We start from the raw sequence: 11,622 nt of genomic DNA, 5'->3' as shown, positions 1-11,622 counted from the left end.
GGACGATTGGTTCGCCGTACGGAAACACCGGCGTCCCGGCACCGGATCCTGGTGGATCATCCAAGAGGTGTATCCCGGCTTTGCCTTGGCATTTACGATGGCCCGAACCGCATCCACCTGGTGAATGTGAGATCCCCCGTGCCGGGCCCGCCGTGCGGCGGACGCACAAGGAGCCGTACCTCATGCACGTCGAACACCTCCTGCGGGACGAGTCCCTCGGACTGCGTCTGCTGTGGGCGGCCCCCGCCCTGCTGGCGCGAGAGATCAGCGGGGTGACCGTGACCGACCTGGAGGACCCCGCCCGCTTCGTGCGACCGGGGGAGGTGGTGCTCAGCGGGCTGGTGTGGTGGCGCGCCGAGGACGAACGGGAGGCGGCGGCCCGGTTCGTGCGGGCGCTCAAGGACGCGGACGTGGCACTGCTGCTGGCGGGCGAGGAGATGCACGGCGCGGTGCCCGGCCCCCTGGTCGAGGCGTGCGCGAGCCAGGGCGTGCCGGTGGCGGCGGTGCCCCCGCGGATCATGTTCCGTACGATCACGGAGGCCGTGTACCTGCGGCAGTGGGGCGAGTTGTCCCGCCACCACGCCATGCCCGAGCATCTGCGGGCCCGGCTGGACCGGCTGATCGCCCAGGACGCCGACCCGCGGGAGGTGCTCGCCACGGCCTTCGCGCCCCTGGCCGGCAGCACCGCCCACCTCGTCACGGCGGCGGGCCGGACCGTGGCGACCACACCCGGCGCCACCCCGCTCGCGGTATGGGAGGCCGCCGCGCTGCCCGGGGGCGACACGGGGACGACCGTGCCCGTCGGCGCCGACGCCCGCACCCCGTACGAACGCTGGTACCTGCATCTGCCCGACGCCGACGCCGTACCACCGAGCCTGCTGCACGAGATCACGGAGACGCTGGACCGCTGCCGGCAGGCGGATGCCCGCCGCCGGGCCGCCGGGCACCGGGCCGCGGACGCGCTCGGCGCGCTGCTCACCCGGGGTCCGGCCGAGCACGCGACCGTGGAAGAGGCGCTGCGCTCCTGCGGGCTGACCACCGACGGCGCCTGCCGCGTGGTCGTCGCGGACACCGGCCCGGGCGACGCCGGCCACGCGCGGGGCGCCCTCGCCGAGGCGGTCGCGCACGCGGCCCGCGGACCGGCCGCCGTGGGGCGCCTCCCCGAGGGCACCGCCTTCGCCGTGCTCCCCGCCGACGGACAGGACGCCGTCACCGAGCTGTGGCCGCACCTCGCGGCCTGCGCGCCGGACACCCCGCTGCACGGCGGGACCAGCGCCTCCGCCGGCACCCCGCGGGACCTCGCGGCGGCACTCGTCCAGGCGTCGTACGCCCTGGCCGCGGCCCGCACCACCGCGCCGGACGCCTCCGCTCTGACCGACGTGGCCGCCCTCGCCGGCGTGGACACCCTGCTGACCGGGATACCGGCCGAGGTCCGCGCGGCCTACAGCAGCACCGTCCTGGGCCCCCTGGACAAGGCGGGCAGCGGCTCGGCGGCGATGCTGCTGCACACCCTGGAGACGTTCCTCGCCCACGACGGGTCCTGGGCCCGCACGGCCGAGGCCCTGCATCTGCACGTCAACACCGTCCACTACCGGATCCAGCGCGTCGAGCACCTCACCCGCCGGGACCTGTCCCGCCTCGTCGACCGCCTCGACCTATGGGCCGCCCTGCTCTGCCGCACGCCTCCCGGCGCGTCCGCCCCTACGAGCCGCCGACATACACGTCCGTCGACTTCATCCGCGCGGTGACCATGACACCGACCGCCAGCCCCAGTTCGTCGACCGCCTCGCGCGTCACCAGCGAGACCACATGGTGCGGCCCGGAGTGGATCTCCACCCGCGCCACGACGTCGTCGACGGTCAGTGCCGTGACGATGCCGGTGAAGGCGTTGCGCACGGAGGACGGCGGCCCGGGCGCGGCGGCCCGCTCGTCGCCGGCCGCCCGCTCCCGCGCGAACAGCGCCAGCCCCACGCCGTCGATCATCCGGTTGCCCGAGCCGTCCCGCGCCATGGGCAGCCGCCCCGCGTCCGCCCAGCGGCGCACGGTCTCCGGACTCACCCTCAGCAGCCGCGCGGCCCGGCCGATGCTGTACGTCGCCACCCCCGAACCCTAGCCGGGCGGCCGGCCCCGCCACGTGCGGATGCGGTCCGCGGCCCTTCCCCTGAGCCTCACTCCGGCAGGGCCCGGGAGCGCCCCGGGCGGATGGTCCGCACGGCGAGGACCGGGCAGATGGGCTCGGTGAGCCGTCCGGCGGCGAGCGCCACGAGGTGCGCCGGGGGAGCGCCCCCGAGCAAAGCGTCGGTGTAGGCGACGGCCTGGGCCGGGGAGAGGACCGGCAGTCTCCGCCGCAGGGCGCGTACGGCGTGCATACGGCTCCGCGCGGCGCCGAGCTCGCGTATCTCGTCGTGCAGATCGTCCACCGCGGTGCGGACGGGCAGCCCGCGGACGCGTGCGCGGTAGTCGTCGTCCTCCCACTCCCCGCCCTTCGCGGAGAGGACACCGATCGAGTGCAGCGAGCCGTCGACCCGGTCGACCAGGTAGGGGCCGCTGCCCACCAGCATGTCCCCGGGGTTCCCGGTGCGCGCGAACTCCTCGGACTGCCGGCGGACGATCCACACCAGTTCGTGCTCTTCTCCCCTAGGCCGTTTCGTTTGGATCAGTCGATCGTTGGTCTGGGCGTGCCGTTAACTGATGTGCAGTGGTCGCGGATCGAGCCGTTGCTCCCTGACCGGACGCCGAAGCGGGGCGGCCGGTGACGGGATCACCGGGAGGTGATCGACGCGATCGCGTTCAAGTTCCAGACCGGAACGCAGTGGGTGCACCTGCCGGAGAAGTACGGCAACTGGCGTGGCGTCTACAACCGGCTGCGGATGTGGGCCGTCGACGGCACCTGGGAGCGGGTCTTCACCGCGCTGATGGCCCAGGCCGACGCCGACGAGGATCTGGCCTGGGCTGTGTCCGTGGACTCCACGATCGTGCGGGCTCACCAGCATGCGGCCGGAGCCCGCAAAAAGGGGCCCCGGCCGGCGAACCGGCTGACCACGCCATCGGCCGGTCCCGCGGCGGACTGACGACGAAGATCCACCTCGCGGCCGATGCCCGCTGCCGGCCTCTGGCGTTCGTCCTCACCGCCGGACAGGCAGGCGATGCACCGGCCTTCACCGATGTCATGGCCCGCGTGCGTGTTCCCCGACGGCGTGGCCGGCCGCGCACCAGGCCGGATGTGGTCCTGGCGGACAAAGCGTATTCGTCCAGGGCGATCCGTGAGCACCTGCGCAGGCGCGGCATCCGTGCGGTGATCCCCGTGCCGGCGGACCAACGCGGCCACCGCCTGCGCCGAGGCAGCCGGGGCGGCAGACCACCGGCCTTCGACCGCGAGACCTACAAGCAGCGCAACACCGTCGAACGGTGCATCAACCGCCTCAAGCAGTGGCGCGGCATCGCCACCCGCTACGAGAAGACCGCGACCATCTACCTGGCCGGACTCCACATCGCCGGCATCTTCCTGTGGTCCACCCGCTGATCCAAACGAAACCACCTAAGGGCTCTGCTGCGGCGACGGGTTATCCGTCAGCAGCGTCCACGGCCGCGGCTCCGCCAGTGCCAACCGGGGTTTGCGCGCGGCCCAGTGGTGGACGGCCGTCGTCATCGCCTGGGCCGGGTCCCGTACGGGGTGCGTCGGGGTGAAGGGGGTGGCCATGCTGGTGTAGCTCTGGAACATGGCCAGGAGTTTGACCGCCTCGCTCTGGAAGGGGGAGAGGTAGCGGTCGGCGAGGGGGAGGAAGAAGCGGGTCCAGGTGTCCGGGGGGACGATCGGGGGGCGGGCGATCGGCGGGGCGCCGTGCGTGGCGCGGAAGGTGTTCAGTGCCGTACACGTCACGTCGATGAGGGAGGCGAGGCGCAGGCTCTCGGGACCGGCGGCCACGATCTCGGTGCGGGCGGCGGGGGGCGGATCACCGAGTGCCGCGTCCGCGATCGTGCGGGCGACCTCGTCCACCGGGCTGATCTCCGCGAAGCCGTCCGGGTCGCCGACGACGACCGCCGCGAGCCCCGACACCAGGGCGTGCAGCAGGGTGTACGGGCCGGAGAAGCGGGCGATCCGGCCGTCGCGCCGCCTGCCGACGACCAGCGGGGGTCGGACGATCGTCAGGGGGCCGGGGTGCTCCTCGCGCACCACCTCCTCGCACACCGCCTTGGACCACTCGTAGCCGTTGCGGTAGCCGTCGAACCCGGTGCCGGCCGCCGCGCGTTCCCCGGCGACGTACGCCGTGGACACATGCACCAGATGGGTGTCCCGGCCGGCGAGGGCGAGGACCGCGCGCAGCGGTTCCACGTTGGCGGCCAGCGCCTCCGTACGGGTCATCGTCCAGCGGGTGGAGGCCGCGGTGTGCACGATGACGTCCCAGGGGCCGTCGAGCCGCGCCGGCACCGGAGCCGCGCCGAGAGCCCAGGGCACGATGCCCGCGTCCGTCGCGCGTCGTGCCGTACGCACCAGGACGTGCGGCGGCGTGTCGGCCGCGCGCAGGGTGTCGACGGTCTCGGTGCCGATCACACCGGTGGCACCGGTGACGAGAATGCGCATGGTTCCGTCTCCGAGCGGGCGCGAGGGGTCAGGGGGCGGGGGAGAGCACGAGGCAGGCGTTCTGGCCGCCGAAGCCGAAGGAGTTGGACAGCACGGGGGCCGGACGCACCGTCCGGGGCGCGCCGGTGACCAGGTCCACGAGGCCGGCCTCGGGGCTGGTACGGGTGTTGGCGATCGCCGGGACCAGGCCCGCCGAGGCGCAGCGCAGCGCCAGCGCCGCCTCCAACGCCCCGGAACCGCCGATGAGATGGCCGGTGACGCCCTTGAGCGCGGTGACCGGCGGGGACTGCCCGGCGAAGCAGCGGTCGATCGCGGCCGCCTCGGCACGGTCGTTGAGCACCGTGGAGGTGCCGTGCGCGTTGACATGGCCGATCTCCGGCGGGGACAGCCCCGCGTCGGCGAGCGCCGAGCGCATACAGGCCGCGGCCACCGACCCGTCCTGGTGCGGGGCCACGATGTGGAAGGCGTCGCAGTTGTCCGCGTAGCCCGTGATCTCCCCGTGGATGCGCGCCCCGCGCGCCACCGCGAGGTCCCAGCGCTCCAGCACCAGCAGCGCCGCGCCCTCGCCGACCACGAACCCGTCGCGGTCCGCGGCGAAGGGCCGACTGGCCAGCCACGGCTCCTCGTTGCGCGCGGAGACCGCCCGCATCCGGGCGAAGCCGCTCATGATGACGGTCGTGACCGGTGCGTCGGCGCCGCCCGCGAGCGCCACGTCCAGCTCTCCGTGCCGGATCTTGCGGGCCGCCTCGCCGAGCGCGGTGGTGCCGCTGGCGCACGCGGTGGCGTACGTGGTGCACGAGCCGCGGAACCCGAACCGCATGGCGATCCGGCACGCCGGGGAGTTGGTCATGGTCCGGGGCACGGTGTGCACCGGCATGCCCATCGGGAAGCCGCCGTGGTCGAGCGCGGTCGCCTCCATGCTGGGCAGGCCGCCGATACCGGTGCCGAGCTGCACCCCCGTACGCTCCGGGGCCAGCTCCCCGGGCAGCCGGGCGTCGGCCACCGCGTCGGCCGCAGCGCACAGCGCCAGCATGGTCACCCGGTCGATCTGCCGGGCCTCGCGGCGGGTCAGGTACGCCTCGGTCTCGAACGGCGGCACCAGGCAGGCGAAGCGCACGGGCACCGCCTCGGCCACCAGCCGGTCGACCGTCGCCGCCGTGGACTTGGCCGCCAGGAACGTCTGGTACGCCTCCTCCGGCGTATTGCCGGCGGGTGACTTGACGCCGATGCCGGTGACGGCCACCCGGAACCGGCCGCGCGCGTCCCGGGCGTTCACCGCGGCTCCGCGAGCCGGGTCTCCAGCAGGTCCACGGCCTCGCCCAGGGTCTCGGCGGCCGTCAAGTCCTTGACCTGGATGCGCAGTCCGAGCGCCGACTCCAGCCGGGAGCCGATCTCCATGAGTTCGAGACTGTCGATCCCGAAGTCGTCCACCAGGCGGGTGGCGCCGTGGAGTTCCTCCGGTTCGGTGCCGATCACATCGGAGACGACGGTACGCAGCAGGAGGTCGAGCTGTTCGCGGGTCCGGGTGGGCATGGGGGTTTGGTTCTCCTTCGGCGGCGCGGCACGGACGGGCTTTCGGGTCATCTCTCGGCGCACCGGGCCTCCGCCTCGGCCGTGGCGTGGTCCAGGGCGGCCATCGCCTCCGCCACCTCCGGGAGGCCGCAGGCGAGCGAGGGCAGCAGGCGCACCGTGGTGGGGCGACTCAGACAGGGCGAGACCAGCAGACCGGCCTCGGCCAGACCGAGGACGACATCGCCCGCCAGATGCGGGGAGGCGTAGTCGACCCCCCACAGCAGCCCGCGGCCGCGCACCGCGCGCACCGCACCGGCATGACGGCTCCGGAGCCGGGCCAGCCCCTCGGCCATGGCATCCGCCAACTCAACGCCATGCTCTGTCAATTGCTCGATGGCCGCCAGGGCCGGTGGCAGCGCGGCGCACGCCAGCGGGTGGCCGCCGAAGGTCGCCGAATGCAGGAACGGGTCCGCCTCCAGGGGCGCGTACAGCTCCTCGGAGCACACCACCGCCGACAGCGGTACGACACCCCCGCCGAGCGGCTTGCCCACCAGCACCGCGTCCACGGGCAGCCCCTGCGCGAGCGCGACGGACCGCTCGCCGCAGCGCCGCAGCCCGCACTGGATCTCGTCGGCGACGACGAACGCGCCGTGCCGCCGGCCGTCCGCGCACCAGCGCCGCAGCACGGCCGGGGGAAGGGGGACGACGCCGTTCTCGCCCTGCACCGGTTCGAAGACGACGGCCGCCAACTCGCCCGAAGCGGCGGCCCTTTCGACGGCGCCGGTGTCCTCCGGGTCCGCGTGCACCACGTCGACCACGCTGCCGCGCAGCCCGGTGCGGAAGAGCGGGCTGTGGGTGAGGGCCAGCGCGCCGGTGGACTTGCCGTGGAACGCGCCGCGCACCGCGAGGACCCGGTCGCGCCCCGACGCCAGCCGCGCCAGCTTGACCGCCACCTCCACCGCGTCGGCGCCGTTCAGCCCGAAGTACACCTTCGGCAGGGCGCCTTCGAAGTACCCCACCAGGGTGGCGGCCGCCCGCGCCGTCACCGGGTTGGCCAGGCTGCGGGTGGCGGTGGGCAGCGTCTCCAGCGCCCGCCGCACGCCCGCCACGACCGCCGGATGCCGGTGCCCGAGCAGCGGCACGGCGTAGGAGCCGAAGTCGAGCACGCTGCGGCCGTCGGAGAGGGCCACCCGGCATCCCTCGGCACCCACCTCCACGGCGCCCCGCCCCGCGAAGTTGCCGGTCAGGGCGAGCCGGGGCGAGAAATGCCGGCGGATCAGATCGAACGTGCCCTGCGCGTCGGGGAGTTCGCGATCCTGGTCGAGCCCCGCGGCCGGGCTCCCCGTCACCGCCGTACCCCCGTGTCCGGGTCCGCGGCCCCCAGCCGCCGCTCCAGCGCGCGCAGCATCTGGGCGGCGTTGTCCCGCAGCGCGTCCGAGGCGACCGGGTTGAGCATCTCGGCCAGCAGCGGGATGCCGATGTCGAAGTCGACGTGCAGGGACACGGTGCTGTGCGCCGCACCGGCCGGGGTCACGGCCCAGAAGCCGGAGAAGTCCCCCAGGTCGCCGGTGACTTGCCGGAAGTCGAAGCGCCGCGCTCCGTCGTCGAGCACCTCCGCCTCGGTCCACCGCAGGACGGAGCCCTTCAGACGCACCGACCAGGCCGTCGTACGGTGCCGGGCGTCGCCGCGCTCGACCACCGTCACCGATTCCACGTTGTCCATGCAGCCCGGATAGGACTCGACGTCGGCCACGGCGGCCCAGGCCAGATCGGGCGGGGCGGCGATGCGCAGTTCCACGTCAACTCGGGGCATGCGGGGTCCTCTTCTCGGGCGCGGCGGCGGGTGCGGCGGCGGGTGCGGGCGGCGGGGCGGCGACGGGCCGGGGGAGCAGATCGGCGTGCGGGCCGAGGGCCTCGGCCAGGGCGGTGTCCAGGGCGCGGGGCAGCAGAGCGCGCAACAGGGCGCGGGGGAGCGGGCGCCGGTGGGTGAGGGCGTAGGACTGGGCGACCAGGCCGCAGCCCAGCTCCACCTTCGGCGTGTACGCGGTCTGCGCGAACCGCATATGGGTGCAGCCCGACTCGATGGCCAGCCGGATCGCCGCGTAATGCACGGCGTGGTAGAGCCGTGCCTCGTGGGCGATCCGGTAGTCGAGGCCGATCCGCGCCCCGGTCGCGCCGGTGCCCCGGAACAGGCACAGCAGGAACGCCACCAGGCGGTCGCCCTCGAACGCGGCGACCAGTGCCCGCCGCGGCTCGGCGCAGTCCGCGAGGGCGGCGAGGAAGGAGGCGTCCAGGCGGTCCAGCGTCTGGTCCGCGCGGTCCATCACCTGTTCGTACAGGGCGAGTACGTCGGGCAGCAGGGGCGCGAAGTCCTCGACGATCTCGACGCGGGCGCCCGGCCAGGCCGCGAACTTGCGCAGCTTGCTCCGGGCGTTGCGGCGCGGCTTGGCGGGCAGCGCGCGCACGTACGCCTCGAACGAGTCGTACCCGAGCCGCAGTTCGGTGTCCGGCATGCTGCGGGTGAAGAAGTACCCGGCGCGCTCCAACTCCGGACGCAGCAAAGCGAGTTCCGAGTCGCCGAAGTCCTTGAACACCACGGTCCCGAGCCCGGACCAGGCGGCCACGTCCCCGGCCGCCGACACGAGGAGCCGTACGGCCCGCGCCGGCAGCGGTCCGGCCGCCGCGATGTGGCCCTGGCCCAGCAGATGGCCGCAGAACAGCATGGGCACGCGCAGCAGTCCCGGGCACACGGCGCGCAGCGGGCGCAGCAGCCGGCGTTCGCGCGGGCCCACCACGTCGTCCAGGCGCAGCCCGGGGAAGAGGCACAGCGGCAGCACGGCCACCAGCTCGCCGTCCCGGCGCAGCAGCAGATAGCGGTAGCCCTCCGGGCCGAGGCGGCCGCGCTCCATCGCCGCGAAGACCCCCTGGGACCACAGCGGATCGTCCGCCGGGGCCAGCTCCCGCCAGACCCGAGGCGGCACGGCGTCGACGGTGTCCGCGATCTCGATCCGGTAGGACGCCCGCGCGGGCGACGGTTCGCCCCGGCGCGCCGGCGCGCCGCGCTCTCGCCTCATGGGTGCCTCCTCGGCGGGTGGGATCGACGGCCGGAGCCCGTGCGCGGCGCGCCGCTCAGCCGATGCGCAGCCGGGCGCCGCCGAGGTGCTCCCGCAGCGGCTCGGCCATGCGGGAGCGCGACGGCGGATGGAAGGCGAGCCCGGCCGCGGCCGAGGCCAGATACGTGCCGTCGGGCGAGCCGATGAACGCCATCCCGCCGAGGGCGGACAGGCAGCGGGGCGATGTGCGGGCGATGGCGTCCTGCGCCGCGTACCGGGCGTGCAGCGCCCGCACCAGCAGTGTGTCGTCCCACGCCTCGGTCTCCATGGCCATCGCCACGGCCTCCACGGCGAGCATCGCGGCCTCGATGTCGACCAGGAACGGGGTCGGATCGCCGCCGAAGCCCCCGGGTCTGGCCAGCACCCGTTCGACCAGGGCGCTGGTTACGCCCACGTACCCCGCGGTCAGCAGGAGTTCGAACCAGAGGAAGCCCGCGACATTGAGCGAGTCGGGCACCGCGTCGGCCGTGACCTCGGTGGCGACGACCATCTGCGGATCGAGCTCCACCTCGGTGAGCACCACCTCGTCGCTCTCGGCCCCCGCCAGCACCGGGCTGTTCCAGAACGGCCGCACCGAGAGCCCCGGGGTCTTCGCGGGGACGATCGCCACCGCGAGGCGTGTCACCCCGTCCGTGCCGGTGAGCGCGACGGAGGCGGTGAGCAGGTCCATCGAACGGGACAGGCTGCACGGCTTCTTGCTGCCGTTCAGCACCACCCGTCCGTCGCGGAGTTCGGCCCTGATGCCCGGGCGCAGGATGTTCTGCCCGGTGTTGCCCTCCGCGAACCCGGAGGCCAGCAGCAGCCGTTCCCGGGCGACGGCGGTCAGCAGCAGGCCCTCCATGCCGGTGCCCTGCCTGGCGGTCTCCACCAGGCCGGCGACCGAGAAGTGATGCATGGTGGTGGCGACCGCGAGGGACGGGCACCGGGCACCGACGGCCCGCTGCGCCCGGACCGCCTGGAGCACGGTGGCCCCGGCGCCGGAGTGCTCGGCGGGCACCAGCAGCCCCGGGCCCCCCGCCTCGCGGAATGCCTCGATCGCGGGGCTCGGCGCGCGCTCCAGGTCGGCCAGCGGATGGGCGGCGAGCGCGGCGTCCAGACCGGGGAGCAGCCGGTCGAGCACGGCGCGTTCGGTGTGCAGGAAGTTCACGGACGTCCCTTCTGTGGGCCGGGACCCGGGCGGGGTGCTCAGCCCGAGGTGACGAGGGGCAGCCGGGTGAAGGCCCGCAGGCTGATGCTGTCCCGGCGCACCGGGCGCCGGGCGTGGGCCAGCCGGGGGAAACGGGTCAGCAACTGCCGTACGACGGCGGCGCCTTCGAGGCGGGCCAGGGCCGCGCCCAGGCAGTAGTGGGCGCCCGCGCTGAAGCTGAGCACCCGGATGTCGGGCCGCAGCACGTCGAAGGCGTCGGGGTCCGGATGCCGGGCGGGGTCGCGGCCCGCGGCGGCGAGGACCGTGGTGATGTTGCCGCCCTGGGGGATCGCGACGCCGCCCACGGTCAGCGGGCGGGTGGCGATGCGCTCCGTCATCCGCACCGGTGTGTCCCAGCGCAGGGACTCCTCGACCCCGTTGGGCACCAGGGCGGGGTCCTCGCGCAGCAGGGCCAGCTGGCCGGGGTGGCTGAGCAGGGCGTGCACGGTCAGGCCGAGCAGGCTGGTGGTCGTCTCGAAGCCGGCCACGAACACCAGCAGCAGCATGTCGAGGAGTTCGCTCTCGGCGAGCCTGCCGTCGTCGGCCTCGCGCACGGCGAGCAGCGCGGAGACCAGGTCGTCGGCGGGCCTGCGCCGGCGCAGGGCGACCAGCTGGGCGAAGTACCCGCGCAGGGCGGTCACGGCCTCGTCGGCGCGCTTCCAGTCCTCGTCGGTGCGCACCGGCTCAAGGAGCCGGCTGGCGTCCTGCCCGTAGTGGTGGAAGCGGTCCTGGTCCGTGTGCGGGACCCCGATCAGGTCGCCCACGACGGCCACCGGCAGCGGGTAGCCGACCAGCTCCTGGAAGTCGGCCGCGCCGCCGTCGCGGGTGGCATCGGCGAACCGGTCGAGGAGTGCCGCGGTGGTGGTCTCGATGCGCTCCGCGAGGACGGCGACCCGGCGGGCGCTGAACCGGTCGGCCACCAGCCGGCGCAGCCGTACATGGTCGGTGCCGTTGGCGCGCAGCAGCGAGGAGTAGAAGAAGACGGCGGCCGGATGCTCCCGCCAGTGGGGCAATTCCGTTTCGCACCAGGTGAGATCGGGAGTGAGGCAGGACGCGTCGCTCAGGACCTGCTGGCAGTCGGCGAACCGGGTCAGGAAGTAGGTGTCGAGCTTCTCGTGATAATAGACGGGGGCGATACGGCGCAGTTCGGCCAGGGCCGGATAGGGGTCTTCCTTCCCCTCGGCCGTGAACATCGACGAAAGCAGCGTTTCCGAATCCACCGTTGTGGC

The 11,622-nt window shown here is 74.2% G+C and carries 11 protein-coding genes and 1 pseudogene; 2 read left to right on the top strand and 10 right to left on the bottom strand.

The features are described from left to right. Positions 1-182: 182 nt before the first annotated feature. Positions 183-1,748 carry a PucR family transcriptional regulator gene (locus GHR20_RS05245; protein WP_153812411.1) on the top strand — a complete coding sequence of 522 codons (1,566 nt, stop codon included), beginning with the start codon at positions 183-185 and terminating at the stop codon, positions 1,746-1,748. Here GHR20_RS05245 and GHR20_RS05240 read toward each other — a convergent pair. Beyond that, positions 1,702-2,100 (bottom strand): TOBE domain-containing protein, encoded by a 399-nt coding sequence (locus GHR20_RS05240; RefSeq protein WP_153812410.1) that lies wholly within the window; start codon positions 2,098-2,100, stop codon positions 1,702-1,704. The two genes, GHR20_RS05245 and GHR20_RS05240, sit on opposite strands and share 47 nt — an antisense overlap. A gap of 68 nt (positions 2,101-2,168) precedes the next feature. Further along, positions 2,169-2,618, bottom strand: a complete 450-nt coding sequence (locus tag GHR20_RS05235) for a YrhB domain-containing protein (protein ID WP_343335995.1) — start codon at positions 2,616-2,618, stop codon at positions 2,169-2,171. A gap of 45 nt (positions 2,619-2,663) precedes the next feature. Between GHR20_RS05235 and GHR20_RS05230 the strand changes: the two are divergent. Further along, positions 2,664-3,523, top strand: a pseudogene (locus GHR20_RS05230) (IS5 family transposase). A gap of 15 nt (positions 3,524-3,538) precedes the next feature. On the opposite strand, the gene GHR20_RS05225 reads toward GHR20_RS05230, so the two are convergent. Genes GHR20_RS05225 through GHR20_RS05190 form a run of 8 tightly spaced genes read right to left on the bottom strand, consistent with a single transcriptional unit; the run spans position 3,539 to position 11,586 of the window. Further along, positions 3,539-4,582, bottom strand: coding sequence for an SDR family oxidoreductase (locus GHR20_RS05225; protein WP_153812408.1), 1,044 nt, complete (start codon positions 4,580-4,582; stop codon positions 3,539-3,541). Between the two features lie 28 nt (positions 4,583-4,610). Then, the gene (locus GHR20_RS05220; protein ID WP_153812407.1) at positions 4,611-5,858 is read right to left on the bottom strand and encodes a beta-ketoacyl-[acyl-carrier-protein] synthase family protein; all 1,248 of its coding nucleotides are present in this window, start codon (positions 5,856-5,858) and stop codon (positions 4,611-4,613) included. Then, positions 5,855-6,115, bottom strand: a complete 261-nt coding sequence (locus tag GHR20_RS05215) for an acyl carrier protein (protein WP_153812406.1) — start codon at positions 6,113-6,115, stop codon at positions 5,855-5,857. Before GHR20_RS05215 ends, GHR20_RS05220 begins: the two co-directional genes overlap by 4 nt. A gap of 47 nt (positions 6,116-6,162) precedes the next feature. Then, on the bottom strand, positions 6,163-7,443 hold the full coding sequence (locus GHR20_RS05210; protein ID WP_153812405.1) for an aminotransferase class III-fold pyridoxal phosphate-dependent enzyme: 1,281 nt from the start codon (positions 7,441-7,443) through the stop codon (positions 6,163-6,165). Then, positions 7,440-7,907 (bottom strand): SRPBCC family protein, encoded by a 468-nt coding sequence (locus tag GHR20_RS05205; RefSeq protein WP_111584191.1) that lies wholly within the window; start codon positions 7,905-7,907, stop codon positions 7,440-7,442. Before GHR20_RS05205 ends, GHR20_RS05210 begins: the two co-directional genes overlap by 4 nt. Continuing rightward, a complete protein-coding gene (locus GHR20_RS05200) occupies positions 7,894-9,168 on the bottom strand; it encodes a GNAT family N-acetyltransferase (protein WP_153812404.1) in 1,275 nt (424 codons plus the stop codon). Before GHR20_RS05200 ends, GHR20_RS05205 begins: the two co-directional genes overlap by 14 nt. 55 nt (positions 9,169-9,223) lie before the next feature. Next, positions 9,224-10,354 (bottom strand): acyl-CoA dehydrogenase family protein, encoded by a 1,131-nt coding sequence (locus GHR20_RS05195; protein ID WP_153812403.1) that lies wholly within the window; start codon positions 10,352-10,354, stop codon positions 9,224-9,226. A 38-nt stretch (positions 10,355-10,392) separates the two neighbouring features. After that, entirely contained in the window at positions 10,393-11,586 is a 1,194-nt protein-coding gene (locus tag GHR20_RS05190) for a cytochrome P450 (RefSeq protein WP_161215294.1), read from the bottom strand. Between the last annotated feature and the right edge of the window lie 36 nt (positions 11,587-11,622).

It is taken from the genome of Streptomyces sp. SUK 48, from assembly GCF_009650765.1.
GTDB lineage: Bacteria > Actinomycetota > Actinomycetes > Streptomycetales > Streptomycetaceae > Streptomyces.
Note: the sequence above shows the minus strand (reverse complement) of the source record. Positions and strands in the feature narration are given on the sequence as shown.